The following is a 26,054-nucleotide window of genomic DNA, read 5'->3' on the forward strand; positions in this document are numbered from 1 at the left end:
AAGCCTTATATTAACCGTCATATTAATCTCCAGTTGGCGAAAATACAAACCAATTTGAGTGGAATTTTATATTAACGAATCATCAGGAGAAATATTTTGCCAGCGATCAAAATATCTGTTACCTCATCGCTGCACGTTTTGCGGATCGAGGGCATCGCGCAAACCATCTCCCAATAGATTGAAAGACAGAACAGTCAAAACAATCAATGTTGCAGGTGCCCAGATCAGCCAAGGCTGAAGCACAATGATCGAGGCATTGGTAGATAAGGATAGCATATTGCCCCATGATGGTGCAGGGGGTTGAATGCCCAGCCCCACGAGACTTAACACTGCTTCAGCGCTAATAAAACTTGGAATCGATAATGTTGCTGAAATAATCAAGTAGGTGGCAGTTTGCGGCAATACATGCCGCAGAATTATTCTCATAGGGTTTGCACCCGTAGCTTTGGCAGCGGTGATAAACTCTTGCTCTTTGATCGAGAGTACCTGCCCGCGAATCACTCGGGCTAAACCTGCCCATGAAATAAAAGAGACAAGCGCCACGATCAGCCCAAATCTCTGCATATTGTCGATCTGAGGTGGTAAAACCGCAGCCAACGCCACCAACAAGTAGATCGAGGGCACAGACATTAAAACCTCAACCAAGCGCATTAGCACGGTATCGATCAGTCCGCCGAAATAGCCCGAAACAGCCCCAACGATACTACCGACGCTAAATGTGATCGCTGTGCCGATAATTCCAATAAACAGGCTAAAACGTCCGCCAAATAACAGGCGGGTTAGCTGATCGCGTCCTTGTTCATCGGTACCTAGTAGGTTTAAACGTCCTGCATCACTTGTGCTAAATAGATGTCCATTTTGAAACAAGAGGATTTTAGAAGGCTTAGTGAAATCTACAAGAAGAGAGCGATCGCCTGTTTCTAAATTTACGGTTCCCTGTGTAGTGGGATAGACATGCGGCCCTATCAACTCACCCTGTGGGGTTTGCCAATAAATTTGGGTTGGCGGCAGCAAAGCTGCATATTTGACCGATTCTTCTGCTTTGTAGGGCACGATTAGGTCTGCAAAAATGACAGAGGTATAGAGCACGATCAACACGATCGCGCCAAATTTTGCTAATGGATTTGCTTTAAGCCTTTTCCACCAATTCATGAGTTTTTGTAGTAATCGAGCAGGTAGGGAGATGACAGTCGCACGAAACCGAGAATAACCCTTACACAGGGTATACGTAAGGAATTCGCGAACAGATTAAAATCAGACTTTGCTTTTCAAGCTCGACTTTTGAGGATTAGCCTTTAAGTGCTTTGGTAAAATTACGGCGATAGTTGCCATTCATAATGAAAAGCACGGGCCATAGTAGGGCTAGTCCGATGCGGTTTTGGGTGAAGTTTGTGCGATCGAAGCCTGACAAAAACTTCCAGATTCCAAGGACATAGACGACTAGGATCGCAATTCCAATCAGTTGTGGCATAAACTTTACTCCAATTTAAACTCATTCATATTCTACTTATTTGACTGTGTTGATTTGTTTTGCAGCCCCAACAAATCAACATTAATAAATGGTAGCGGGGAGCCATCATAAATCAAAGGAAATTTGCCATCCCATGCTTCTAAGGCTTTGTTTTTTAATACTTCAGGTGTCAGTGTAGATTGGATCAACGATTGGGCTTCAGCTCGACCTTTGGCGCGATTGACCTCAGCTTCAGCTTCCCGCTCTGCTTTTTGGGCAATATAAACAGCTCTTTGCGCCTCTTGCTCGGCAACCTGCTTTTGCTCGATTGCATCGGCAAACTCTCGGGTAAATTGCACATCTAGCAAGGACACCCCATCAAGGATGATGCCATAGACCTTGAGGCGATCGTCGAGATTGGCATCAATTTCGGCTTTGAGTTCGGGGCGTTTGGTCAAAATTTCCTCGGCATTCTTTTTGGCAGCGGCGGCTTTAATAATTTCACCCACAGCAGGGTTAAGAATACGATTGACCACTTGGACTTCGTCGCCAATGCTTTGGTACACCTTATTGACTTTGGCAGGATCGACGTGCCAGTTAACCGCGACATCTAGCTTTACCTCTTGCAAATCTTTAGAGCCAACCTGCGACAAGATATCTGTCTTTTGCACCCTCACACTAATTTGCCTGATTTCAGTCATGATCGGTACGCGCCAATGTAGCCCTTCATTGAGAATCTCGTCTTGGACTTGACCAAAGTTCATGATTACGCCTCGATAACCAGCCCCAACCACAACCAGGGGACCTGCGGAGGCTAATAAAAAGATAAGGGCAACGACAAAACCAGCTGCCACAATGAGATTTTGATTAAGCTGACTACGCATAGCAAAAGTGTTTGAGTTTTGAGCAACAAAGTTAGATTGAAAAAAAATGACATTTTCTTGTGTAAGAAGTTGCCAAGTTTGTTATTATAGTACTCTCCAGTTGGGCGGATGGCGGAACTGGTAGACGCACCAGACTCAAAATCTGGCGAAGAAATTCGTGAGAGTTCGACCCTCTCTCTGCCCATAAATTTCACCTATAGTAATCCCGCATAATACATGAGAGATTTTTCTCTGACTAGAATATTAGGGACTTGCTCAAAAAAGTTAAACTGTTTTCTCAAAAATAATTTTCAGTAACTTCGCGTTGTAAATTGGGTTGAGCAAATGAGTGACCTACCATTTCTCACAGCTATATCGTTGGCAAGAGTCTACAGTTCGCGAGCTAAGCTAAGAAGAGATGCTGCGCTTATACGAACGTAACTGGCGTTATTTGGGAGTACTTGAAAACCCTACAACAGAGGAAAAGGCACTTACGAACTACTTCAAGATCTAGGTGCATCAGCTCGCTTAGTTCAGCATGTTAAATTAGTTGGAGAAGCGGCAGAGTCCCTGATTTTACAGTTTCAAAAACTTGGCATATCATTTGATTCAGACTGGATTCGGTTAGGTGTTGTTTCCCATGATGTTGGGAAAACCTTACATCCTTCAGAGCTATTGGAGAAAGGGAATCAACATGAAGTATCAGGTGAGCTGTCATTATTAACTCTAGTACTCCAAATTTGACCTTATGAGGCGTAGTCTTTCATTCCATTCAGCTCCATTCCAGTTCTAAAGAAGGCATAAGTCGCTGTAAATTCTTTAACGATTTACCCTGCCAAGGAATATTCTCAGAGCCTTGAACGATGATGTGAATGTTTCCATTTTGACGCACTTTAATCACAAACTTGGATAAAACATTAATTCCTGAACTATTGAGAAACTGCAAAAGCCTTAGATCCAGAACTATTTTGGCAGGATTTTCATGAATCACTTTATCCAATAGATTGACAATCGGAGCATACTCCTCAGTTCCAGCTAATCTTAAGGAGCCTTCACAACATATCGTGGTATCGCCTTCCTCATGCCATACATGATAGTCTTCACCCTTAATGTCCATTCTCCATCAACTCCTATCTTTACCTTAAATAATATTTCGCTCGATGATTGCTAAATTTTAAACAAAAACTTGTTTTAAGACTGCTCTACCTACAGTGGCAACTGTACCATTGTAGTGACAGTAACAATTTTAGGTTCCGATTGAATTTCTTGAAACTTCCAGCCCAACGATGCGCCATAGTCATTGATTAAGGTCAGATAGCCTAGCCCAGATTGGTTGTCTTCTTCTGCAATACTTTCCACTTTTTGAATATAAAGCTCGTAGGGATCGTGCGTGGTTAACTCCGTAAGAAATGCTTGAAACCGATCGAGCATACTCAGAACAACACAGTTTGCAGACAAAAAGATTAACTTGTCATTAAAAAGATAAAGACTGAGGCTAATCGGTTGCTCTACATTGTCATCGCTATACTTCATAGCATTTTCTAGTAGTTCATTGGCAATGTAGCTAACCACGCCTTTAATCTCAGATTGCTTGCTGATGCCCTTTGTGCTTGTTGGCTCGCCAGGGAAAAAAGTTGTCATGTAATCTGCTAAAAAATCGGCGGACAGACCGTTATTACGCCATCTTTTTTGGATTGGGAGCGAGCTAGGTGAAAATCCAAGAACTAAAAATTCAGTCTGTTTGGGTAAGTTTTCTAAGAAATCTCCAAATACTTTTACCATGTTTCTATGCAGCGAATTGTTCGGTTATTCATAGCTTGTTATTGACCTTTGTATTGTTTACTATAATTTCGCTCAATTTTATAAAACATGCCTCAATAGAAAATATTTTGCCCTAGAATCGCGACTTATGGCGATCGATTTACCAAAATGTGAGGCGATCGCAGCATAGATCTTTCTTTTCCGTTTAGGGGAGCCAGCGAGGGTGCGAACCCGAGAGCAATAGAGGTTCAGGCTGGGAAAAACCAGAAGCAGCATTTAATTTGAGCAATTTGAGCTGAGGCAGTGATTGTCTTGTTGAATCTTGAATTGCGGCAGTTGTGGTGCCAAGGTTATCGGTACGGAGATCGCTGCGTTGTTCTCTGTTATTTGTCCTATTTCTAGGATCGGAATCAATCTTCAGATCGTCTTTCCTAGCATTCCGTTTTTCATTTTTAATAGTGGAAGTCTCTCCTGTGGAAGCCTCAGGTAGATCGACAGGATCGAAGGTAAGCAATGACCCATCTGGTGAAATACTGATTTGGAGGTTTCGTTGTCCTGGTAGATTGAGGAGTCGATTCATTTTTGCTGTCTTTAAATCAATCGCCGCAAGATAGGGTGTTTCTTCGTACTTACCTTGAGTCTGATCGACATCTGTCATCAAGCAATAGAGCGTTTTTTCTTGCGGATCGAACTGAGCGCTGAGAATGGAACCACTGGCTTTTGCGAGTTCTTTCTGGATGCCTTGATTGTTGACAACATAAAGCGATCGCGTGTAGTCCTTGTTATATTGAATCATGGCAGCTTGAGTGCCACTGCGACTAAAGTTCAGTACTGTACCAAATCGGGGCAAAAAATCTAACGGTGGGGCTTGGGGTTCCAAGGGCAGAATGGCGATTCCTTCTCCTTGGGCGATCGCCACAGAAGTGCTGTCAGGTGTGATCATAAAGTCACCACCAGGTTGATTATCTAAGGGTTTTGCTTTCTCCCCAGCTTTAATCACCCAAAGCCCATACCGCCCTGCCACCACTCGGCTCAAACGCTGAACTACAATTGACTTCCCATCCGCAGATAGATCGAATTTGAAGTTTTGGTATTCATCACTATCCAATACCAATTGAACCGAGTTCCCCTGTTGATTGGAGCGATCGGAAGTCAGCTCCATGGTGTAAAGCTTTTGGTCGAGCGGATTCACAAACGTGGTTGGTGGATTTGTCGATGGATTCACAGATCGCGGTGATGGTTCCGCTCTTTGGGTAGCGCTAAATAGAACCTTATTGCGGTTGGCATAGATCCGAAAGTCTGATACTACCAAATCGGTAGGGGTGAGTATGCGCTTAGATTTTTGGATGAAGTCATATAGGATTAATCGTCCCGCCTCCTCACCCTCCGCACCGATGTACATTAATTGGGGTTCTGGCGTGGAGAATTTACTGCTAAAGGGCTGAATCGGTATTTTCTTGCCTGTCTCATTGGCAAAGAGATCGAAGGCATTCTCTAGTTTTACGGTGTAGGACTTTCCATAAATCGCAGGAGCAATCAAGGTATAAGCCAACTTTCGCCCTGCCCAACTGGTCTTACCCGCTAAGGGTGGATCGAATTTAAGATTTGCCACCACACTTTCTTGATTCATGGGGCGGTTAAAGGTCATGGTAAAGGCAGTATCATCAGCACTGACGCGCTTATCTTGCCAGCTAAAATCCCGCACTACAGGTGCAGTGCGATCGCCCACCCATAGCAATACAATCGTCAATAGGGTGAGAATAGCAATAACTGCGATAGCGAGGCGATCGAGTGGCTGGGAGAACCACCGAGAAAACCATTGAGAACGAGAGTTTCGAGACTGCATATTTGACATGACATAATTCGCCAAAGAAACGTTCTATGACAACTAGAGATGACCTCACTCTATATCCTACTGCTGATGGCTCCACAACCTTTTGGTCTGAAACCTTTCAAGAAGCCTTTCACAGCCAGTTTGGGGCAAAACAAGAAGCTCAAGCTAAATTTGTGATCCCTGCCCAGATCCCCGAGAAAGCTGCAATTTTAGCTACGGCAACGAATTCGCAGACCAATAGTCTCAATATTTTAGATGTTTGCTATGGCTTGGGCTACAACTCAGCGGCAGCGATCGAGTCCGTGTCTTCTGTACTCGCTTTGAGTAAAGAAGCAACGGATCGGGAAAGTTCACCATTTCTACATGTCATTGCCTTGGAGAATGATTTGCAGGTGCCGCAACAAGCGATCGCGCAAGGACTGGCGAATATTTGGTCGCCTAGCGTTGTTGAAATTTTGCGAGAAGTCGCTACCAACCAGCAGATCGTCACAACGGGATTGCAGATGCAATTACTGATTGGCGATGCCCGCCAGACGATCGCAACCGTACCCGAGCGCTGGGCAGACGCAATCTTTTTAGATCCATTTTCACCGCCCCATTGCCCCCAACTATGGACTGTTGAATTTATGCAGCTTTTGGCAAACTGTCTCAAATTCGATGGCTATCTTGTCACCTATTCCTGTGCTGCGGCAGTGAGGGCTGCCATGCTTGCAGTCGGTTTTACCATCGGCAATACGATTCCTGTAGGGCGTAAATCGCCTGGGACGATCGCCAGTTTGTCACCCGATTTAATTTCACCTTTGTTAAAAGCAGATCTCGAACCACTCCAAACCCGGGCTGCGATCCCATATCGCGATCCCACGCTGAGCGATGTAGCGATGACGATTCTCAATCGCCGCCAGACCGAACAAAATGCCAGTAGCTTACCTTCAAGTTCTAGTTGGCGAAAGCAACACTTCAAATCAGCGCAATTCTCTTAGGGTAATTCTTATAAATTTTTAGCTTGATTCTTATGAATATCTTGGCGAATTCACAAAGTAGCTGTATCAAGAAAAGCCACTTTGCGAACTCAGGCAATTTAGCCGATGCCCTATACTGCCTTAAAAATTGTAAAGTTGTTACTCTAGATTAAGAAGTTCGCGCTTCATCACTCGATCAATAACTTCTTTACGGAGTAAATATCAAATTAACTCTAAAATTAATTTTAAACTCCCCAGCCAACCTTAATTTATCCAAATTCAGCTATGTCTCAGTTATCTACTGCTGAACTTGCCCAACAAGGAGATGCAAAAGCGATCGCGGAGTTACTCAGTAAATCGCTCTTGCCCTATGAGATTGCTGTAGATGCAAACTTGATGGATGGTTGTCTCCTACTCCATCTGATTTCCGTTCAAGTGATGGATCAGGTCAAACTGATGAACATCGTGCAGTCGGAGCTAGCTCCTTTACAGATCGCATCTATTACAAGAGTGAAAGTTCACGGCTGGCGCAAGGATTCGGTGATTCACGAACGCCGCTTGTTTTGGACCGATCAGTTTAAGCTAGAGCCATTCGTTAAATCATCACATAAATCTGAGACTAGCGATCCAAATCTGACTGGGGAATCTACATTTAACCAGGTCATTCATGAAATTGCCCAAAAGCGTGATGCTTCCTCTGTTTCGGTTTCTAGTGATAAGGTCAAAAGCGACAGGTCAGATCTGGCAGATACACCAAACACTTTGACTGGGGCTGCGATCGGCTCATCTGCTGCCAACGCAAATCATCTAAGCTCCAGTGCTTCTCATAAATCTGGGACATGGCAACTTTTACTACTCAGTTTATCGATCGTCGTTCTTGGCTTGGCGATCGGCGTGGTGATTCGGGTACTTACGGCTAAATCCAATAGCATCCCTACGGACACTCCTACAAATATCGTCCCAACTCCTACGGTACAAGCCCCAGCTACCCCCAAGCCTGACGCTACACCGACACCTGATGCGAGTCAGGCAGCGGAAATCAAAATTACGCTCGAAAAGTTTAATCAAGTCCAAAAAGGTATGACCTTGCAAGAAGTCCAAGAAGTTATTGGTAGCCAGGGAAAACTAATTGCCGAAAGCAAAATCGGTGAGGTGACTGGGCAGGTCTATTCTTGGAAAAACCCCCAAGGTAGCAACGCCATTATTGAATTTAAGAATGGCAAGGTCGTTGCTAAAGCACAGGCAGGCTTGTAAGTAAATCTTTTTAATTTTAGACAAATATCTTGTTTTCCTGAGAAGTTAACAAAAATTAACAATATTTGAGAGCGAAATAGGCACTCAAAATGATGAGATTTCGATTAAAAAAGCCTTAAACCCGCTCTGTGTAGACTAAAGAACATTTGTAAAGAAAGTTTGAACTCTTAAGGGAAGTATCGATATAATTACTGAGGTTTTGTAACCCTGATCACACTTTGAGGGTCTAAAATAGGAGGTAAAAAGTTGGCTAGGAGACGTAAGCGCAAGAGTAGACGTCGCCAAGAGGGGCGAAAGATTCTAGAGCATATTCCCCAATTTAATATTGACAGTGGTGAGGATAAACCTGTGACGGCTGCCCGCAAGTTTATTCATTCTTCTGGAATTTTGCCACCAGCATTATTGCTAGTTAGGCGAAATGAGCATACTACAGATCGGTACTTCTGGGCAGAAAAAGGCTTGTTCGGAGCTCAGTATGTTGAAGAAAATCACTTTTTATTCCCTAGCTTAAAGCCGCCTGAAGAAAAACTTGAAGCCGTTGGTGCTGCAAGATAAATCTTTATTTATAGGTTGCTTTTAGTCAATCGCCAATTAAATAATTCCCAGGACTTTACTTCCCCCATCGTTGCTTAACTAAATCTCACATTTGTGAGTTGTTAAGTAACGGTGGGGGATAGTTATTAGAATCATTTGTATTGTCATCCCCCTGCTTTCAAATACTTATACAACCAACCACAACCACCGAGACAACTACGTTTGTCTTCTTCAGAAACGTTAGAACTGGTGCGTAAGTATTCTTGTAACCACTGACAACCACGCATCAGTAGATTTTCTAGATCGAGATTCCACATCACGATCGCACCATCTTCACCCGCAGAGACGAGGATGCGACCATTGGGGCTAAAGCTGACAGTCCTGACGGGGCCTTTGTGCCCGTTAAAGGTTCTCAGCAACGTGCCGTCAACGCTCCAAAACTGGACGAGCGAATCTTCACTGGCGGAAGCAATCGCTTTGCCATCAGGACTAAAGCAAATACTGGTTACTTCAGCACTATGTCCGTTCAGGGTCTTGATTAATGTGCCATCGATGCTCCAGATCTTGACACTCTGGTCCATACTGCCTGTCGCTAATAGCAACCCATCGGGGCTAAAGCAGACTGTATAAACTTCAGCGCTGTGACCATCCAAAGTTCTTAACAGGACGCCATCCCAACTCCAGATATTGACGATTTTGTCTTTACTAACCGAAGCTAACATACTGCCATCTGGACTAAAGCAGACACTATAAACTTCAGAACTATGTCCGCTCAGGGTTTGCAGCCACTTGCCATCTGCGGTCCAAATTCTCACGGTGCTGTCTGCACTACAAGAAGCAAACACCTGTCCATCACATCGATAGGCAACGCAGTAGACAGCGGCTCGATGCCCGCTGAGGGTATCAATTAAGGAACCGTCCTTGCGCCAAAAACGAATACTGGCATCACCACTGGCGGAGAGGAGTGTTTCAGAGTCAGGGCTAAAGGTAACTGAATGCACGCGATCGTTATGACCTTCAAGCGTTGCCGCTAAGGTTCCATTGGCATTCCAGAGGTTGATCGTTTTGTCTTTACAACCCGAAGCCATTAATTGTGTATCTGGGCTAATTGCCACGGAGGACACTTCTTCAGCATGCCCCAAGAGCCTGCGGATGGGTGTGCCCCGAATATTCCACAATTTAACGGTGGTATCGCGACTTGCCGAGGCGATACTTTTGCCATCGGGACTAAAGGCTACGCTTTGGACGACGTCGCCATGCCCGCTAAAGGTTTTGATCAGCCCCTGTTCGATATCCCAAACGCGAATGGTTCGATCCCAAGCTGCTGAGGCAAGGGTTTTACCGTTGGGACTAAAGCAAACTCCCCAAACCTTGTCTGTGTGACCGTGGAAAGTTTTGAGTAAAACACCATCAGTTCCCCAGAGCTTGACGGTTTTATCGCGACTGGCGGAAGCGATCGCTTGACCGCGCGGGTCGAAGCACACGCTTTCTACAAAACTGTCATGCCCCCTGAGTCTGCGTTGAATTACCCCTTGAAGATTCCAAATGATCAGCAGGCGATCGGCACTACCAGAAATTAGGGTCTTGCCATTGGGGTGAAAGGCTACACAGGTCACCCAACGCTCATGTCCACCTCTAAGGGTACGCAGTAGGACCCCATTCAACTTCCAAAGACGAACCGTTGTATCTTCACTTGCCGAGGCTAAAATCTCACCATCTGGACTAAAACAGACATCCAAAACTGGTCCTTCATGACCTTTGAAGGTTTGGGTCGGCTGCTCTTTAAACAACCCTGTCTTTTCATCCATCTGCCATATCTTTACCATATTGTCTCGGCTGGCAGAGGCAAGCATTTTACCGTTAGGGCTAAAGGCAACGCTGGTCACCCAGTTACTATGTCCTAACAGGGTCTGGATCAAATTGCCGTTAGAGCCCCAGATCTTGATGCTGCGATCGCTACTGGCAGAGGCAATCAGTTTGCCATTGGGGCTGTAGCAGACACGATTGACCCAAAAACCATGTCCCTCAAGGCGGTTATATTCATGAATGCCATAGACAACTTGCTCTAAGGCGGTAATCGAGCGAATTTGCGTATTGGCTTTGAGATTCGCTAAATTCTCGGCAGAAACTTGGGTGACGAGGCGCTTGAGTTGGACGCCTCCGATCACGCCCGCGATTAAGGCCTCAATATAATTATTTGATAAATAGAGTGCCTCTGAGGAAATTGTCATCGCCACGATGCGTTCGTTGATTTCGCCCATTTCCGCAATAATGCGTTGCTGGCGCTCGGTTTCAAGGCTGATTTCGAGATCTTGACTTAGCTTTTCGAGGCGATCGGCATCGGCAGCTCTTGCCGCAATTAACTGTTCTTTTTCGCTGATGCGCTTGCTGGCTTCCAAAAAATCTTGGTCGAGCTTTCCTAGATTGGGCTGGAGTTCTGCCCAAGCTAAAGCTTCGACCAATCGGCTTCCTCGTAAAAGCGCAGACGTATCTTGTTCTTCTGACCTTGCCCATGCTTGTAGGGCTTCTTGATAGGGGCAATCTCTCAGTTCGTGAAGTTGAACTTTGCGATCGAGCTTAATCACCACAATCGAGACATCGTCTTCTGGCTCATCCCGCTCAGAAAAACGGTCAAGCTCGACTTTTAAGCCAGTCAAAATCTCTTTTGCAGGCAAATGTGCCAGATTAATCAAAGATTTTTTAAAGGGTGAGATGCCATCAAGACCCGCTGAGCCAAATTCATCACCGTCTGGGCTGACCGCTTCAAACAAACCATCGCTGCAAAATACAACGATATCTCCTTCTTCTAGCGTTCGCTTGGTTGACTTAAAGAAGGTATCGTCATACCTGCCCAAGGCGATCGCGGGATTGACAACTTCTTCACATTTGTTGGTTGCTGACCGATAGATAATTGGGCCTGGAATGCCAGCATTCCCCAAATGAATCTCGTAGCTGCCTAAATCTAAAGCTCCGTAACAGAGTGCTACCGCATCTTCGGTGCGACTTTTGCAGAGTAGTTGATTGAGCGATGACAGCATGGACACTGGGTTTTGCAGTCTACCTTGCTGGGCGTAGGCATCGAGTTGACCTTTAAACAAAGCTGCATGAATTGCCCCAGCCACAGATTTGCCTGAAGAGTCGGCGATCGCGACGGCTAATGTGCCAGGCTGCTCTAAAAACTGATAATAGTCGCCACCAAGATCTACTGCCGTCCAAACTTCAGCAGCAATATCTAATCCCAAATAAACTGGTAAGGTCTGCGGCAGCAAACTTCTTTGCAGCAATCGACCACTGGTTAAGTCACTGTTAGGCTGCATACGCGGCGCGTCAATAAACCTCAAAACGTAGAAGTAGGCAAATCAGTGAGCAGTATAGGTAGCAACAGATGTGCAGCAATGGTTAAGAAAACTATAAGGGTATAGTAACCTCTAAAACCTAACGATAAAACTTGTAAATTGGGTATCTAAGCGGAACATTCAATCCCCTAAGTTCAAGTAATGTGCTAACCATCCTACTAATTGTATCGCTACCTATATCGCTGTAACCTATAAATCGCACTCCAAAGTTTCACGAGTTAGCCGCCCTGTTATTGGGTTTTTGCCACTAGCAACCTTGCAAAGTTTCTGGCGAACATTTTGGCGAAAGTCTACATCGGTAAAATCAGCTCCTTCGACGATCGCTCCATCAAAACTAGCGCCATAGACAAAGGCTCCTTCAAACAGCGCATTGGTTAGGTTCGCTTCATTCATTCTTGCTGTATCTAGGGTGCTATATCTCAAATCTGCATCAGTAAAATTTGCACCAGTCATATTTGCCCCAAATAAACTGACTCCTTTAAGGTCAGATTTAACAAACTGGGCATCGTGCAAGTCAGTTTTATTAAACTGAGAACCTTGCAATGTTTTGTTTGAAAAGTCAGCACCCGCTAAGCTCTCTTTGTCATATTGGTCAGCGAATGCTGCGCTGCTATCAATTCCGCTACTCACAAAGATCAGTACCAGACAGATCAAGGTAAATGTGACTTTGGTGATTTTTAGCATTTCAGAACGCATAACAGATGTAAATTTCATCATTGCGATTACAAAACAGATAAATTATGGAGCGAGATATTCTTATTATCCACCTATATCATGAATCGTTATCTTGAGAAAATACCAGATAGCTAGTGTATATAAGCAAACTGTGAAAGAACGCTCAACATCAAAAGGTATCGGCAACAAGGGGGAAGCTTTTGTTACCGATCTACTCAAAACAAATGGCTGGCAAATCATTGCTACACAATGGAAGTGTCGTTGGGGAGAAATCGATATTATTGCCTGCGATCGCCATTGGTTGATTTTTGTGGAGGTAAAAACTCGCAGCGATCGCAACTGGGATCGCGATGGTGCCTTAGCAATTACACTGCGCAAACAACAGAAACTCTACAAAGCAGCGAGCGAGTTTCTCTTGCAGTACCCAAATTTAGCCCTATTACCCTGTCGATTTGACGTGGCGTTGGTACGTTACCAACAGGATGCCATCGATTTACAGGACTACCTTGAAGCTGCGTTTACTGTCAGCGATCGCTAAAGCAGCTAGCAGACTGTTAAGAATTTTTTTGGGGTTTCACCCAAAACCCCTCCTTGCCTGTCCAAAATCCACAGGTTCAGTATTGAAATACACTAGCGAAGGAAAGCGGTAAACACCCACATAACTAGCAAAATCACAATCATTGTCAAAGGTCCAGGGAAAGTTCCTCCCGAAAGGCGCGACAAAATTAGCACCTGATCTAACAGCCCTGCCAGTACAAGACCTACAGCGATTCCTGCAAATGCGATTAATAAAGCTCGTCCAAAACGGTTTTCTTTACGCGTAACTAAATAAATACTAGAGAGTATCCCTAAGGCTAAGCATGTTGTTGAGGCAGTGGGCAATAAGGCGCTCAATAAGTCTAATCCGACAAATACCCCACCAGAGATGAGCAGTTCTTTACGAGTAGGTTGGTCGATCAGGCGAGACAGCCAAGCAGGCATGCCTTTGGGGGGACTAGCTTGAACCGTTAGTGGTAAATTGGTAGACAATCGCTCAGGAAAACGAATCCGATCGGGGACTTTAATTTTTCCTTCCTGTCTGGCACGTAGACGGTCCATCAGTACCGCATCATAGGCAGCCTCAATTAGCTCTTGTTGCACTTCGTCACCATCAAGCTCACCAAGTAAGCGATCGCGTGCATCCCTCACTTCTTCAAAAGAGGCGTCTTCCGTTATTCCTAATCTCTCGTAGGGAGTTGGGTTATTCATTAGTCTTGGCTTGGGTCTTAGCTTTTAGGTTTAGCTTTTAGTTTTGCTTGCATTTTTGGGTGGTTAAATTTGCAGTATCGGCTTCTGTTCTTAATGGGCAGTAGTCAAAGACTCTAACCGAGTCTGCCGATTAGATTTAATCACACCTCAACGCTGCTTTCTTAAAGCAATCCTAAAGATAGTATAGCGTCTCGATCAAACTGTGAACTGCTTGATTAATTACGTGTTTGTTAAGGGATTTGTTTGATCGTTTGGCTAATCATCAATCTAATCGCCCAAGGGTTCTTGTCATTCTGTTAAAAGCCATAAGCGAATTTCGAGGGAATCTTACCGATTGCGCTTGAAACGTCTTTCGATCTGCGCGATCGCGCCATCCACTTCAGGTAATTTTAGCTGCAAGGCGATCGCACCAAAGATACCTAAGCCAATTCCACCTGAGAGGACTAGTTCGAGGAGCTTAATCCATAGTCCTTGACTGCCCCAGATATTTTGCAACCCTGTGAGGGTTGCCCAACTTGTTACCCCAGCGATCGCACTTGCGATCGTCAATCCGATCAGGGGCACGCTCCAATCACGCCAAGGCAATCCATTCAGCTTGCGATCTAAACACCACAGCAATGCCACCATCGATAAAACATTGACCGCTACGGTTGCTAGCACTAATCCTGGCGCCCCAAATGGTTTGACGAAAAGATAATCAAACACCCCATTCAAGAAAATATTGACAATACTGATGCGAAACGGCGTATTCCCATCCCCCAGTGCATAAAATACCCGCACCAAGACATCACGACCTAGATAGGCAAACATACCAATGCTGTAGGCAACCAATACCGCCGCTACAATCTCAGAAGCTGACTGGTTAAAGGCATAGCGTTCGTAGACAATGCTGACGATTGGCTTTGCCAACACGATCATCAAGGCACTGAGTGGCAGCATGGTGATGCCTGTTAAAACCAGTCCTTGCCGAATGCGCAGCTTGAGTTGTTGCCAATTTTCGGGCTCGGCAAGACGCGAAAAGATCGGAAATAAAGGGACGAGAATTACGTTAGAAATAATACCTAAGGGCGTCTGCACCAGCAAGCCCGCGTAACCAAGGGCAGAAGCCGCTTGAGGAATGTAGGATGCAAAAAATAAATCTGTATAGACATTAATTTGCATCATGCCCGATGAAAAGGTAGCAGGTCCCATGATCTTAAAGATCTCGCGTACCCCAGGCTGATGAATATCTAAACGAAAGCGAAGACCCCCTAACCCAGATTTCCATTGCGCTGGAACCTGTGCTAGCCACTGCAAAACTGCGCCTGCTACTGTGCTATAGGCGAGAATCTGACCGCCCAAACGCGCATATTGGGGGTCAATAATGTTTTTCCCCAGTGCGATCGCCAAGCCACCTAAGCCAATCAAAACCGCCACACTTGAGAGGAGCGGACTGATGGAGGGCAACCAAAATTGATTTGCAGCATTTAGCGTGCCAAACCCAATCCCGATCAGTCCTGATAGCAGTGCCATCGGTGCCATAATCCGAAATTGCTCGATCGCCACCAATCTCGTGCTTAGGCCCAAGTCCGTTTTACCTAAACCAGGGGCAACTAGATCGATCAAGGGCTCTGCAAAAACAAATAGCAATGCACTTACAACCAACAAAACCATCCCCACAATCGTGTTGATGGTTTCAACGAGGGGAGCAGCTTCTTCGGGTTTGCGTTTTGATAGTACGCTGACGATCGCGCTATGAAAGGGCCCATTGATCCCACCCAAGAGAATCAGCAGGAACCCCGGAATCACATAAGCATAGTTGTAAGCATCAACCGCAACCCCTACCCCAAAGGCGGCAGCGATCGCCATTTGACGTAGCAATCCAGCGACCTTGCTTAGCAGCGTGGCACAAGCAACAATCGTGGCGATACTGAGCAGCGATCGTTCGGGATTTTCCTTTTGATTCTCAGGTTCTACAGGTTTTTCTGCGTTTTTTTCTTCGCTAGCCTCTTCACTCGTTTCTTCACTTAAATTTTCATTGACTAGCTCGTAACTCGTTTCAGAAGTAGCAACAGAATCTACCCCTGTCTCGTCATGGTTGTCAGAACTAGGACTTGAATCAGGGTTGGAATTTAAATTAGGGCTTGATTCAGGCAATCTTCTCGCTTCCCATCTCATAACATAAACAACAGGGATAGCATCTCTACAATCCCTCAAAATTCAAAGTCACCAGTATAGCGGTTCTCAGGCAACCTGTCCCATGAGTGCTCCATACGATCGGGGAAAGAATTTCCAATCAAAAACTCCGACCTCACACAAGATCGGAGTAATCTCTATCGAATCTAAATCACTTACGTATTAGTACAGAGCTTCTTCTTGATGAGTGATTACCTCTAGATCGGACTGAGGGTAGGTTACGCATAGCAAGGCATAACCTGCTTCAATTTGCTCATCATCCAAGAAAGATTGGTCGGATTGATCGATTTCACCTTTGACGATCTTGCCTGCACAGGAGGAGCAAGCACCAGCACGGCAGGAGTAGGGTAAATCAATTCCTTGTGCTTCCGCGACATCGAGAATGTACTCGTCTGAAGGTACATCGATAGTTTTATCTAGACCTTCAGCTTCGTTAATCAGTCTTACCTTGTATGTAGCCATCTGTGTAATGATCCTCTCAAAATTGCGAAGTTGTATCTAGGGAATTATCTGCATAAACTTGGGCTTTCAGCAAGACAAAGGTTAGATCAGATTCACCTAGTTACGATATTTGGGTATGCGATCGCATCATATCGCTCTTGGAATCTAAAGTATAAATTAGAAAAAATTTCCGCCGAGAGATATAGCGGATGGTTATCTGAGCGATCCTAATGAGAAAAAAACAGTAAAAACCTTTCTGGGCAAAGACTTGAGTCACTTATCGCCTCTGGCAAACTGATGAGTTTTCGATCGTTTTGCTTCTTATTCCATTGCAATCGCTAATATAATTGCAAAGAGTAATCATATAGTGGCTTTATGATAGGAAATTCCAATATATCGGTTATTAAGAGCTGGTTAACCGTTATAGGTAATCAAGGTTATCGGTTTTCAGTTTTTAGTTGTCAGCTATCGGTCGATAGGGTTCAGAAAAGCTGATGAGCGCTCTATGACTAAGCCACATGATACGAAAAACCTAAGGTTGCCCATTGACTCACATCGAGCATCCAAAGATCTTCACTACTAGCTGACAGAGAAGCCTGACCCGCTTGATGTAAGTCTAAAAGTAATGCTTGGGCAACTTTTAACGGCTCTGAAATCACCATCATGCCTGTGGGTGAAGAGGCTTGTCGCATTGAGCTTTCTAGCACAAGTGAGGTTTGAGATAGGGGTGAACTGCTGACAACCACCTGCACTTCCACCATACCTTGGGGGGCTGAGACTACCCAATTAAAGGGCGTTTTGGGTTGAGGAACTACCAAGGTTTCCTTCGGTTGAATCATACCGTCGCTGGCATAGGGGCTAGTGACAAAACTAGGGGTAAGCACTTTGCCCCTCGGATCGAAACTAAAGATGCGGACGTACAGGGTTCGATCCGTGAGATTTTCTAGGTGGCAAGCAAGGCGATCGCCAATTGCCAGAGACTTATTCCATGTTGCAGTAAGGCCGTCTTGTAATCTTTGGGTTACTTCTATCGTGCGATCGGTGACTCTGCTACAGAGAATTTTGGGTTGTAATTCTTGTCCGATCGCCGCTGCCATCGTTGCTCTCAAACCCAAGCAGGAAGAAGCCTGATTGGCGGTAAGGCGAATTAATTTGGCGGCAAGTAAGCCTTCAAATAGGGGTTGCAACCGTTTAATTGCTGCACCTACCGATTCACCGACAGACCCAAATGAGCCGAGAATGGGACTGTGTCCGACTGTAAATAGCCCATAACTCGTAGACTCAGCCCCAAACAAACAGTCAGCACATTGCTCGGTGGCGTTGAACCCAAGCATACTAGGCAGCGCTGAGATTGCACTGGTAGCATCAATACGCTCAATCTTACTCAAGCTCAAATCTAAAGCGATCGTTAACCCCAAATTACGCGGCAAGGCGCGAATTTTCTCTTGCAATAACTGTCCTGGTTCGAGTTTTTGAGCAGCATCCATGACTTCAACTTTGGCAGTTAAGCCATTGTGCGATCGCACCTGTACGAGACGATCTGCACTGCTAGGGGACTGCATATCTAAAGAAACTTCAGGGGTGACAGCCAGTACAGAGCCGACCCCATAGTAGCCAATCGAGGCGATCGGTAGTCCTGCCAACCAAGTTTCACCCATTTTGCGATCGGATGTTGTGGCACGAATGACACCATCTGCACTTGGAATCAATAGGGGCGATGGGAGGCTTGTTGCGAGCCAATCGATCTCTTGTTTGCCTAATTGAAAGGTAGGCTTATGCGCTTCTGCTTTCGGAAGATTGCCCTCAACGTGCGACTCCATTTGCTTGTCAAGATTAATTTCCTCCGAACGAAATGCCTTTTGAGCGAGGGTGTTGACCACGTTATTCAAAACGACATGCAGAGAAGTCGCAGGGGTAATTTGCCAAAGTTGCTGTGTGAGGGCATAGGTAAAGACACCGCTACTAAATCCCGACCATAGGGCATCGGCACAGAGTTCGTCATTGTTTGCCGCTCTCAAAATCATGCCTGCTCGATCGTCTGATTTTTTTCGATCGAATTTTTGGCTGAATTCTTGTTGCAAAGCAATCTCTGCGGCACTGGGTTGCCAATCACGCTTACCAGGGCGCGCGCGAATGCGGAAGTTTCCTACCACAGGTGTGCCTGGGTAGTTATAACCTGTGTCGAGAATTGTGACGATCTGATCGGTGGCGATCGCTTGCTGCCAGCGAGTTAAAGTTTCTTCCGTAATGTCATGAATCGGTTCGCCCGCACTGGGCAATCCACTGTCTATCGGTACGAGCGTATTTTGCTTGCCAAGCCGCGAACCATGACCGCTAAAGTGAATCACCACCAAATCATCAGGTAGTGTTTGACCGATCAAGTGTTCCGCGACTGCCTCCGCGATCGCCTGCCCCGTAGCTTGTTGGTCTGTAAGCGTCAGGATATCTTTACTGTCAAAGCCAAAACGGTGAATCAACAGCTCTTTTTGTAGCTCTACATCCGTAACGCATCCTGTCAAAGGGAGCCAGTCACCTTTAGCACTGTACTGGTTGATGCCAATAAGCAAGGCAAGCTTTCGCTTATTTGGTTGAGCCAATTTTCGCGCATACCGATCTGCCGCCCATGCTGCTTGATGCCCAAAGACGAGTTGTCCTCCGATCAGACTAACCAAACCACCCTGTAAGAACCGCCGCCGTGCAATTCCCATTACAATTTTCCAAATCAGTTATTCGCTGCACCCTTATATCTATTAAAGCTTATTCCCATAAGGGTTTTTGCTTTTTTCGATCGGTGAAAATACTTATCTTTTTAAGACTCACGTTTAGAGAAAGTCCTGAGAATGGCTGAAGATTGAGTTTAAAAGTTGAGATCTTTCTATGATAATTAAGATTCTCATTATTCACACCCAACTAATGAAACTATCTGTTTTTCATACACCTGAACTTACGCCAGAAGGCGTGCTTCCTGATTGTGCGATCGCAGTGGACGTATTGAGAGCCACAACCACGATTGCCACTGCCCTTGCCGCAGGTGCTGAGGCAGTGCAGGTGTTTGCCGACCTTGATGCGTTAATCCGCACGAGTGAATTACACCCAGCAGAACTGAGATTGCGATCGGCTGAAAGGGGGGGCGGTACGGTAGAAGGTTTCGATCTGGGTAATTCACCGTTTGACTATACTGCCGATGTGGTCAAGGGCAAACGTATTTTTATGAGTACCACCAATGGCACGCGATCGCTACAACGGGTACAAGATGCACCAGTGGTTCTTGCCTGTGCCATGATTAATCTCGGCTCAGTGGTCAGCTATCTCAAGCAAGCAAAGCCCGAAACGATTTGGGTGGTGGGTTCAGGCTGGGAAGGTAGTTATTCTTTAGAGGATACTGCCTGTGCGGGCGCGATCGCTGCGGGTCTAGAAAGCGATTGTGAGTGGGCAAATGATGAAGCGATCGCCGCCCTAACCCTCTATCAAACTTGGCGCGATCGCCTAGAGGAGCTTTTTTGCCAAGCCAGTCACGGTCGTCGCTTGCTTCGCCTTAACTGTGCTGCCGATATTGCCTATTGTGCCAAGCTCGATCTACTGCAAGTACTGCCCAAACAGACTGCCCCTGGCGTTCTGATGGCTTAGGCTAAGCAATGAGAACTAAATAAGATCGAATTTTTTGGATGTGTTAGACGTTAGCGATAGCGGATCGATCCTTGGTATCGGCACGTTAACACATCCTTCGAAAGAATTCCAAGGCATTAAAGCCACAATCCTAAAATCTACAGAATCAGGATAGAAGATTTTCGCTCGAGCTTTGCCAATTCACAGCAAATTAGCTTCAAAAGCACCGCAGACAGAAATCTAAAACCCAATGCGGGGCTACGCTCTGCGACCCATTTTCGTGGTGAATTGGCTCGAAAACTGCTGTAAATGAATAACATTTAGATAACTTGCAAGTAACCTACTGCTAACTATTAGTAGCTGACAGGAACCAGCAAAAGATTGAGAATAGTGGAATTCAACTACATAGCTTCAAAACAAGTAAGGCTTTATGGAAGTTTGTAGTAAGAGTCTCTAGTCTATATTCTACGGTGGGGAAATTTTATGAAATCTCAATTTAACAAGGCTCTACTTGGTTCGCTGGCACTTGCATCTATACTCTCAGTAGCTCCGTCATCCGTAAACGCCTCAACACTGATCAATGGTTGGAGCTATGCCGCAGACTCTACGATTGATGGTTCGGATACTTCTGGCTTTAGCAGTTCTAGTCGTTTTAATTTCTATGGAGCTGGGCTCAAGCAAGTTGGAAGTGAAATTTGGTTTGCGGTTAATTCCAACCTAGATCTTAACGGTGTAAATCTTTCTGGCAAACAGGTTGGCTATGGCGATCTACTATTTGATTTTTCCCCAAGTACTAGTTATCAAGCCAATCATTTCGAGTATGGGATTCGTTTTGCGCCAAACGATAATAATCCTAATAGCTCAAACAATGGGCTTTACAGTAATGTAACAGCACAGGCCGTAGCTTTATCAAATCAGGGGTACAGTAGCTTGTCACATTATGCGAGCACAGCGAAGAATTGGACTGGTAATGATGCCAAAATTGGCGATCTAGCCGTGAATGACCCCTATTACCGCGATATCAACTCTACCGTCAACAATCCAACCTTTAACAGTGGTATTCCTAACCTCATCAATCATGGCAATTTTGTCTCAGCCATTGAGTTCTTAAGTTCCTCTGATTTAGATGCTCAAGGTTTTAATAAAAACAGCATGGGATTTAATGGTACTTCGACCTATGGCTTTAAGTTTACAAAGCCCCAAGGGTTTCAAGGAGATTTTGTTGCTAGTTTGTTTTTTGAGTGCATTAACGACTCGATCGCGATTAAAGGAAACGTTAAGCCTGTGCCCGTGCCCGGATTAGCTTTGGGTGTTGTATTTGCAGGAGCTTGCGGTTTTGGACAAGTATTACGAAACAAGCGCAAACAAAAAGCTGTTGCTTAGATCTCAGCTTGGGAATCTAGAGAAGCGTAAATTCTTTGCAAAGTTTCCGATCGTGACTAAGTTCCAGATTTTGAGCATTGGAAGGGGGAAAATAGGTTCCAGTGCTTTTTCTACTTAGTTCATTTTCATTGGGTTCATTTCATTTCAGGAGTATAGATGCTTCCTTGCTAGACTGGCACAAGGCAAAATCTATACTCTTTTTGACTTTGTATGCAACTTCTCCGCAATTTAGTAACCGCAGCGATCGCAGGGATATGCATGGGGCTGGCACCCGATCCTTATAGCTGTTGGATATTAGCTTGGGTAGGACTTGTGCCCTTATGGTTGCTTACTCAAAAGCTCAAGATCCGTGGCGCGATCGCTATGGGAGCAACCTGGGGATTTTTTTATCACGGCATGTCGCTATTTTGGATTACGGGCATTCATCCGATGACCTGGATCGATGGCGTGTCTTGGTGGAATAGTCTGGCGATCGCAGCGGCAGTGTGGCTGATTATCACAGCATGGGGCATGGTGATGTCAGGGTTGTGGGCAGGGGGAATGGCATGGTTCACGCCCAAATTGAATGTAACGGGACGGGTAATTGTGGGATGTGCCCTCTTGTGCGCGTTAGAAACAATTTGGAGCTGGGGACCCCTTTACTGGACAGCATTAGGCTATACCCAAAGTCCTCACGATCTTTTACTGCTGCAAGTCAGTCGGCTTTCGGGGCAACAAACGCTTACTGCTGCGATTGTTGCCGTCAATGGGCTCTTTGCCGAAGCATGGCTGCAAAGACAACGCATTTCTTCAAAGAACTCTTATCGACAAACTTTTGTGCAGAAGGCAAGAGGAACGATTGCCTGGCGATATGCGATCGCTGCTGGTGTAATGCTTGCCGCAATGACGATCTATGGGCTATGGGAGATGAATCCCGAACGGGTAGCAGCGAACAATGGCAGAGCAATTAAATCAGGCATCATTCAGGGCAACATTCCCAATACGCTCAAATATAAAGGCACGCTGATTGCCGTAAATAACTACACCAACGGTTACGAGCAATTGGTGAAAGAGGGTGTAGAGATGGTGGTGACACCAGAGACCGCCGTACCGTTTCTCTATCCCGATCCAGATAGTCGGCGTGCCATCTTCGATCGCTCGGTAGCCAACCATCGCGTGTTTACATGGTTAGGAGCCTTTGGTCATTCACGCAAACCTAATCCCGAAAATGCCTATGACTATACCAACAGCCTGTTTTTGATTGACGGCTCGGGGAAAATTTTCAGTCAGTTTGATAAGGTGCGACTTGTACCGATTGGCGAATATATTCCGTTTAAAGCGATTCTGGGTACGCTGATTCAGCGCCTATCGCCGCTGCGTGGTGAGGTCGAAGCAGGGGCTACCGATCAGTTGGTCGATACGCCTTGGGGGCGTTTTACCGTGGGAATTTGCTATGAATCTGCCTATCCCGCTCATTTTCGCTATCAAACTGCTGCTGGTGGGCAGTTAATTCTTACTGCTTCTAATAACGCCCACTTTACCGAAGTGATGACGGCACAGCACTTTGCTCAAGATGTGGCTAGGGCTGTCGAGAGCGATCGCTGGGCAGTAAGGGCAACCAATACTGGTTACTCGGCATTTATTGACCCCAACGGTCGCACGATCTGGATTTCAGGCATCAATACCTTTGAGTATCATGCGGAGACTGTTTATCTGCGACAAACTAAGACGCTATACGTGCAATGGGGAGACTGGCTGACGCCATTACTCTGTCTGATCGGTATTGGCATGGCGATCTGGCAGACGGGTGCTTGGCATACTTGGCAGCGCAGATAAGCGATCGCTGGAAGCTTGAGAAATTTTGATGTTTAATTGCGTTGGATTTCTCGTTGAATTTCTAAGCGATCGGCATTGTTCTTTGTTCTGTAAATCCTCATGTTTCCCCAAACAAAAAAGTGATTTTGGTACTAATTACCTAGGATTTGGTACAGGGGATCACAAAATTTCTACCCAGTCTATTACAATAGTAAAAGTTTAGATGCCATACCTAACACAAATAACTTGTAGATGGTATTCTCTAAGCCTTAAAACGCAATGTAACCCAGAGGAACGAAGCGAAATGCTACATCGCAAGATTTATCAACTCTGCGAAGCCAAGAGCGATGTGTGGATTTATCTGAGGGATCAAGGACGTTGGCTAGAACGAGCGAAAGTTCTAGATATCGAAGGAGATGTGGTTACCATTCGATATGAAACTGAGGATGAAGAAGAAGTTTGTTCTTGGGAAGAAATGGTAAGGCTAGAAAGTATTGGAGCCGTAACGCAAAGACTCTCTTCTGTGCCAAAAATCAATGTGGCTTCTGCCGATATTCTCGTATCGGAAGACTGCCCAGAATCAGAGCAAATTCATCCGCGACCTGATGCCGAAAAATAAGTAGTGAATTCTGCCAATGATAAAGACGTGAAAGGCTGAAATTTGTATTCGATCGTCGCTGCCAAAAATCTGAGTATTGATGGCGGCGTTTTTATGGGTTCGATTATTTTGGTTTTCCTGCCCCGTGGGCATCTTCAGTAGGGGCAATTCATGGATTGCCCCTACTAGGGGATCGATACACTCTTCACAACTACCTTCAAAAAAATGCAGCCTGTTGACCTCACAACACTTGTGGCAGTTTGCCATGAGATTACCGAGAGCTGCCTACCTGCTAGGTTAGAGCAAGTACACCAGAGCGATCGCTATACGATTTATCTTTCTCTGCGCACGCTCAAGCAAAACCTGTGGCTACTTTTATCTTGGCATCCACAGGCAGCAAGACTACATCTGAGTAAATCGCCTCCCTCCGAGCCAGATACATTTACGTTTAGTCAGCAAATTTGGCACCAAGTCTCTGGCTTAGCATTGGTAGCGATTAAACCTGTAAGTGATTGGGAACGGGTCATCGATCTACAGTTTGCCAAACGTCCTGATAGCGAAGTGTTGTGGCATCTGTATCTAGAGGTGATGGGCAAATATAGCAACGCCATTTTTGTGAATGCTGAGAATGCGATCGTCACTGCGGCCCATCAGGTAAGTACCAAACAATCTAGGGTGCGTCCGATTCAAACTGGGGATGTTTATGAGTTACCTCCTGCTTTATTAGAAACAATTCCCAGCTTAGATGAACCCTTTGAGCAGTGGCGCGATCGCCTAACGATCGTTCCCCAATCGATCAAACGCAGTTTATTGACGAATTACAGAGGCGTGAGTTCGGTCTTAGCGCGATCGCTTTTAACAGATGCGGGTATTCCTAATTCGGATACAGAAAAATCTACCGATAGTCTCTCCGCTTCCGATTGGCAAAACCTATTTCAAGCTTGGCGACATTGGCTATCGTGTTTAACCCATAAAAAATTTCAGCCAACCTATACCGAGGGCAGTTACAGCGTTATCCCCGTACAAAATGCCGAAACCAGCACAGTTCTTGACTTACCCCAAGGCATTAACGCTCTGCTCGATCGCTATTACAGACAGGAACTGCAACGCTCGAACTTTCAACAGCTGCACCAGCAAATCAACCAGATTCTGATCGGACAAATTGCCAAACTGCAAGTAAAAATTAATGACTTTGAGGAACGACTGCGCCAATCAGCCCAGGCCGACCAACTCAAAGATCGCGCCGATTTACTGATGGCAAATTTATCGCAATGGCAAATCGGCATGAAGGCGATCGCTTTACCCGATTTTCAGACTTCGGAACTCATTACGATTGCGCTCGACCCGACGCTGAATGCCGTGCAAAATGCTCAGGCACTTTACAAACAACACCAAAAACGCAAACGAGCCAAAGAAGCGATCGCGCCACACCTCAGTAGCGCCCTCCAAGAAATTTACTATCTCGAACAGGTCTCTACATCCGTGGCTCTGCTTGACCCGAGAGATTTGGACGATCTAGTGGCATTACAGGAAATCAAACTAGAGCTAGGGCAGCAGGGCTATTTAAAAGGAACGAATAGGAAATCAAACGAGCAAGGTTCAACGAACGGCACTTCTAAAAGTAATACCAGAAGTGTCCATCATCAGAATTCTCAAGCAAGATCGAGTAAGTCTGGCAAAAGTAAAGCAAAGAATAGCAAGGGCAAAAGAGACGAGCTACCGAACTGCTACCGTTACAAAAGTCCTAGTGGTTTTGAAATTTGGGTGGGACGTAACAACCATCAAAACGATCTGTTATCCTTTCGGGTTGCCACAGATTACGATCTATGGTTTCATAGCCAAGAAATTCCAGGAAGTCATGTTCTGTTGCGACTGCACCCAGGCACAATCGCCGAAACCCAAGATCTACAGGTAGCGGCAAACTTGGCGGCTTATCATAGCCGTGCCCGCCAAAGCGATCGCGTCCCCGTTGTTTTTACCGAACCTAAGCATGTGTTTAAACCCAAAGGCGCACAACCGGGCATGGTGGTTTACACCCACGAAAAAATTATTTGGGGGCAGCCCACCAAGCTGCGGGAAATAGATCTTAGTGAGAATCCTGTGAGCCGCAATTAATCTAGCTG

21 protein-coding genes and 1 tRNA gene are annotated in these 26,054 nt (G+C 45.5%); 10 read left to right on the top strand and 12 right to left on the bottom strand.

The window, feature by feature from the left end; genetic code table 11:
* Positions 1–123 precede the first annotated feature (123 nt).
* From ACP2WE_RS06450 to ACP2WE_RS06460, 3 genes are all read right to left on the bottom strand, one after another.
* On the bottom strand, positions 124–1,152 hold the full coding sequence (locus tag ACP2WE_RS06450; RefSeq protein ID WP_425214769.1) for an ABC transporter permease: 1,029 nt from the start codon (positions 1,150–1,152) through the stop codon (positions 124–126).
* A gap of 136 nt (positions 1,153–1,288) precedes the next feature.
* Positions 1,289–1,471, bottom strand: a complete 183-nt coding sequence (locus tag ACP2WE_RS06455; RefSeq protein WP_425214770.1) for a hypothetical protein — start codon at positions 1,469–1,471, stop codon at positions 1,289–1,291.
* Positions 1,472–1,503: 32 nt separating this feature from the next.
* The gene (locus ACP2WE_RS06460; RefSeq protein WP_425214771.1) at positions 1,504–2,334 is read right to left on the bottom strand and encodes a prohibitin family protein; all 831 of its coding nucleotides are present in this window, start codon (positions 2,332–2,334) and stop codon (positions 1,504–1,506) included.
* Positions 2,335–2,436: 102 nt separating this feature from the next.
* On the opposite strand from ACP2WE_RS06460, the gene ACP2WE_RS06465 reads away from it, so the two are divergent.
* Positions 2,437–2,518, top strand: a tRNA-Leu gene (locus ACP2WE_RS06465).
* Between the two features lie 567 nt (positions 2,519–3,085).
* Here ACP2WE_RS06465 and ACP2WE_RS06470 read toward each other — a convergent pair.
* The 3 genes from ACP2WE_RS06470 to ACP2WE_RS06480 all read right to left on the bottom strand — a co-directional run bounded on the left by ACP2WE_RS06470 (position 3,086) and on the right by ACP2WE_RS06480 (position 5,920).
* A complete protein-coding gene (locus tag ACP2WE_RS06470) occupies positions 3,086–3,430 on the bottom strand; it encodes a slr1659 superfamily regulator (protein WP_425214772.1) in 345 nt (114 codons plus the stop codon).
* A gap of 89 nt (positions 3,431–3,519) precedes the next feature.
* Positions 3,520–4,095: a slr1658 family protein gene (locus ACP2WE_RS06475; RefSeq protein ID WP_425214773.1), complete on the bottom strand. Its 576-nt coding sequence runs from the start codon at positions 4,093–4,095 to the stop codon at positions 3,520–3,522.
* Between the two features lie 184 nt (positions 4,096–4,279).
* On the bottom strand, positions 4,280–5,920 hold the full coding sequence (locus ACP2WE_RS06480) for an Ig-like domain-containing domain (protein WP_425214774.1): 1,641 nt from the start codon (positions 5,918–5,920) through the stop codon (positions 4,280–4,282).
* 35 nt (positions 5,921–5,955) lie between these two features.
* On the opposite strand from ACP2WE_RS06480, the gene ACP2WE_RS06485 reads away from it, so the two are divergent.
* The 3 genes from ACP2WE_RS06485 to ACP2WE_RS06495 all read left to right on the top strand — a co-directional run bounded on the left by ACP2WE_RS06485 (position 5,956) and on the right by ACP2WE_RS06495 (position 8,676).
* A complete protein-coding gene (locus ACP2WE_RS06485) occupies positions 5,956–6,888 on the top strand; it encodes a tRNA (5-methylaminomethyl-2-thiouridine)(34)-methyltransferase MnmD (protein ID WP_425214775.1) in 933 nt (310 codons plus the stop codon).
* A 264-nt stretch (positions 6,889–7,152) separates the two neighbouring features.
* Positions 7,153–8,121 (top strand): hypothetical protein, encoded by a 969-nt coding sequence (locus tag ACP2WE_RS06490; protein ID WP_425214776.1) that lies wholly within the window; start codon positions 7,153–7,155, stop codon positions 8,119–8,121.
* A gap of 246 nt (positions 8,122–8,367) precedes the next feature.
* Positions 8,368–8,676: a DUF3155 domain-containing protein gene (locus ACP2WE_RS06495; RefSeq protein ID WP_330485345.1), complete on the top strand. Its 309-nt coding sequence runs from the start codon at positions 8,368–8,370 to the stop codon at positions 8,674–8,676.
* 143 nt (positions 8,677–8,819) lie between these two features.
* Here the strand turns inward: ACP2WE_RS06495 and ACP2WE_RS06500 are convergent, their stop codons facing one another.
* Together ACP2WE_RS06500 and ACP2WE_RS06505 are read right to left on the bottom strand one after the other, a co-directional pair.
* A complete protein-coding gene (locus tag ACP2WE_RS06500; protein WP_425214777.1) occupies positions 8,820–11,972 on the bottom strand; it encodes a WD40 domain-containing protein in 3,153 nt (1,050 codons plus the stop codon).
* A 228-nt stretch (positions 11,973–12,200) separates the two neighbouring features.
* Positions 12,201–12,728 (bottom strand): pentapeptide repeat-containing protein, encoded by a 528-nt coding sequence (locus ACP2WE_RS06505; protein WP_425214778.1) that lies wholly within the window; start codon positions 12,726–12,728, stop codon positions 12,201–12,203.
* A 109-nt stretch (positions 12,729–12,837) separates the two neighbouring features.
* On the opposite strand from ACP2WE_RS06505, the gene ACP2WE_RS06510 reads away from it, so the two are divergent.
* The gene (locus ACP2WE_RS06510) at positions 12,838–13,224 is read left to right on the top strand and encodes a YraN family protein (RefSeq protein WP_425214779.1); all 387 of its coding nucleotides are present in this window, start codon (positions 12,838–12,840) and stop codon (positions 13,222–13,224) included.
* 92 nt (positions 13,225–13,316) lie between these two features.
* Here ACP2WE_RS06510 and ACP2WE_RS06515 read toward each other — a convergent pair whose 3' ends face one another.
* The 4 genes from ACP2WE_RS06515 to ACP2WE_RS06530 all read right to left on the bottom strand — a co-directional run bounded on the left by ACP2WE_RS06515 (position 13,317) and on the right by ACP2WE_RS06530 (position 19,258).
* Positions 13,317–13,934: a CPP1-like family protein gene (locus ACP2WE_RS06515; protein ID WP_425214780.1), complete on the bottom strand. Its 618-nt coding sequence runs from the start codon at positions 13,932–13,934 to the stop codon at positions 13,317–13,319.
* Positions 13,935–14,261: 327 nt separating this feature from the next.
* The gene (gene murJ, locus ACP2WE_RS06520; protein ID WP_425214891.1) at positions 14,262–15,851 is read right to left on the bottom strand and encodes a murein biosynthesis integral membrane protein MurJ; all 1,590 of its coding nucleotides are present in this window, start codon (positions 15,849–15,851) and stop codon (positions 14,262–14,264) included.
* 420 nt (positions 15,852–16,271) lie between these two features.
* Complete coding sequence (locus ACP2WE_RS06525; protein WP_330482387.1) at positions 16,272–16,571, bottom strand: ferredoxin; 300 nt, start codon at positions 16,569–16,571, stop codon at positions 16,272–16,274.
* A gap of 488 nt (positions 16,572–17,059) precedes the next feature.
* Positions 17,060–19,258 carry a caspase family protein gene (locus ACP2WE_RS06530; RefSeq protein WP_425214781.1) on the bottom strand — a complete coding sequence of 733 codons (2,199 nt, stop codon included), beginning with the start codon at positions 19,256–19,258 and terminating at the stop codon, positions 17,060–17,062.
* A 205-nt stretch (positions 19,259–19,463) separates the two neighbouring features.
* Here ACP2WE_RS06530 and ACP2WE_RS06535 point away from each other — a divergent pair, with 205 nt between their 5' ends.
* The 5 genes from ACP2WE_RS06535 (at position 19,464) to ACP2WE_RS06555 (ending at position 26,046) form a co-directional block, all read left to right on the top strand.
* Positions 19,464–20,177, top strand: a complete 714-nt coding sequence (locus ACP2WE_RS06535; RefSeq protein WP_425214782.1) for a 2-phosphosulfolactate phosphatase family protein — start codon at positions 19,464–19,466, stop codon at positions 20,175–20,177.
* Between the two features lie 462 nt (positions 20,178–20,639).
* On the top strand, positions 20,640–21,539 hold the full coding sequence (locus ACP2WE_RS06540; protein WP_425214783.1) for an XDD3 family exosortase-dependent surface protein: 900 nt from the start codon (positions 20,640–20,642) through the stop codon (positions 21,537–21,539).
* A gap of 210 nt (positions 21,540–21,749) precedes the next feature.
* Positions 21,750–23,354 carry an apolipoprotein N-acyltransferase gene (gene lnt, locus ACP2WE_RS06545; RefSeq protein ID WP_425214784.1) on the top strand — a complete coding sequence of 535 codons (1,605 nt, stop codon included), beginning with the start codon at positions 21,750–21,752 and terminating at the stop codon, positions 23,352–23,354.
* Between the two features lie 283 nt (positions 23,355–23,637).
* The gene (locus tag ACP2WE_RS06550) at positions 23,638–23,952 is read left to right on the top strand and encodes a DUF6679 family protein (protein ID WP_425214785.1); all 315 of its coding nucleotides are present in this window, start codon (positions 23,638–23,640) and stop codon (positions 23,950–23,952) included.
* 204 nt (positions 23,953–24,156) lie between these two features.
* Complete coding sequence (locus ACP2WE_RS06555; protein ID WP_425214786.1) at positions 24,157–26,046, top strand: Rqc2 family fibronectin-binding protein; 1,890 nt, start codon at positions 24,157–24,159, stop codon at positions 26,044–26,046.
* The last annotated feature ends 8 nt before the right edge of the window (positions 26,047–26,054 follow it).

It is taken from the genome of Tumidithrix helvetica PCC 7403, from assembly GCF_965232925.1.
Lineage (GTDB): Bacteria > Cyanobacteriota > Cyanobacteriia > Pseudanabaenales > Pseudanabaenaceae > Tumidithrix > Tumidithrix helvetica.

What these genes read in the sequence shown, in the direction of transcription:
- ACP2WE_RS06450 (WP_425214769.1), bottom strand. Translation starts at nt 1,152, where the DNA reads ATGAATTGGTGGAAAAGGCTTAAAGCAAATCCATTAGCAAAATTTGGC.
- ACP2WE_RS06455 (WP_425214770.1), bottom strand. Translation starts at nt 1,471, where the DNA reads ATGCCACAACTGATTGGAATTGCGATCCTAGTCGTCTATGTCCTTGGA.
- ACP2WE_RS06460 (WP_425214771.1), bottom strand. Translation starts at nt 2,334, where the DNA reads ATGCGTAGTCAGCTTAATCAAAATCTCATTGTGGCAGCTGGTTTTGTC.
- ACP2WE_RS06470 (WP_425214772.1), bottom strand. Translation starts at nt 3,430, where the DNA reads ATGGACATTAAGGGTGAAGACTATCATGTATGGCATGAGGAAGGCGAT.
- ACP2WE_RS06475 (WP_425214773.1), bottom strand. Translation starts at nt 4,095, where the DNA reads ATGGTAAAAGTATTTGGAGATTTCTTAGAAAACTTACCCAAACAGACT.
- ACP2WE_RS06480 (WP_425214774.1), bottom strand. Translation starts at nt 5,920, where the DNA reads ATGCAGTCTCGAAACTCTCGTTCTCAATGGTTTTCTCGGTGGTTCTCC.
- ACP2WE_RS06485 (WP_425214775.1), top strand. Translation starts at nt 5,956, where the DNA reads ATGACAACTAGAGATGACCTCACTCTATATCCTACTGCTGATGGCTCC.
- ACP2WE_RS06490 (WP_425214776.1), top strand. Translation starts at nt 7,153, where the DNA reads ATGTCTCAGTTATCTACTGCTGAACTTGCCCAACAAGGAGATGCAAAA.
- ACP2WE_RS06500 (WP_425214777.1), bottom strand. Translation starts at nt 11,972, where the DNA reads ATGCAGCCTAACAGTGACTTAACCAGTGGTCGATTGCTGCAAAGAAGT.
- ACP2WE_RS06505 (WP_425214778.1), bottom strand. Translation starts at nt 12,728, where the DNA reads ATGATGAAATTTACATCTGTTATGCGTTCTGAAATGCTAAAAATCACC.
- ACP2WE_RS06515 (WP_425214780.1), bottom strand. Translation starts at nt 13,934, where the DNA reads ATGAATAACCCAACTCCCTACGAGAGATTAGGAATAACGGAAGACGCC.
- ACP2WE_RS06525 (WP_330482387.1), bottom strand. Translation starts at nt 16,571, where the DNA reads ATGGCTACATACAAGGTAAGACTGATTAACGAAGCTGAAGGTCTAGAT.
- ACP2WE_RS06530 (WP_425214781.1), bottom strand. Translation starts at nt 19,258, where the DNA reads ATGGGAATTGCACGGCGGCGGTTCTTACAGGGTGGTTTGGTTAGTCTG.
- ACP2WE_RS06535 (WP_425214782.1), top strand. Translation starts at nt 19,464, where the DNA reads ATGAAACTATCTGTTTTTCATACACCTGAACTTACGCCAGAAGGCGTG.
- ACP2WE_RS06540 (WP_425214783.1), top strand. Translation starts at nt 20,640, where the DNA reads ATGAAATCTCAATTTAACAAGGCTCTACTTGGTTCGCTGGCACTTGCA.
- lnt (WP_425214784.1), top strand. Translation starts at nt 21,750, where the DNA reads ATGCAACTTCTCCGCAATTTAGTAACCGCAGCGATCGCAGGGATATGC.
- ACP2WE_RS06550 (WP_425214785.1), top strand. Translation starts at nt 23,638, where the DNA reads ATGCTACATCGCAAGATTTATCAACTCTGCGAAGCCAAGAGCGATGTG.
- ACP2WE_RS06555 (WP_425214786.1), top strand. Translation starts at nt 24,157, where the DNA reads ATGCAGCCTGTTGACCTCACAACACTTGTGGCAGTTTGCCATGAGATT.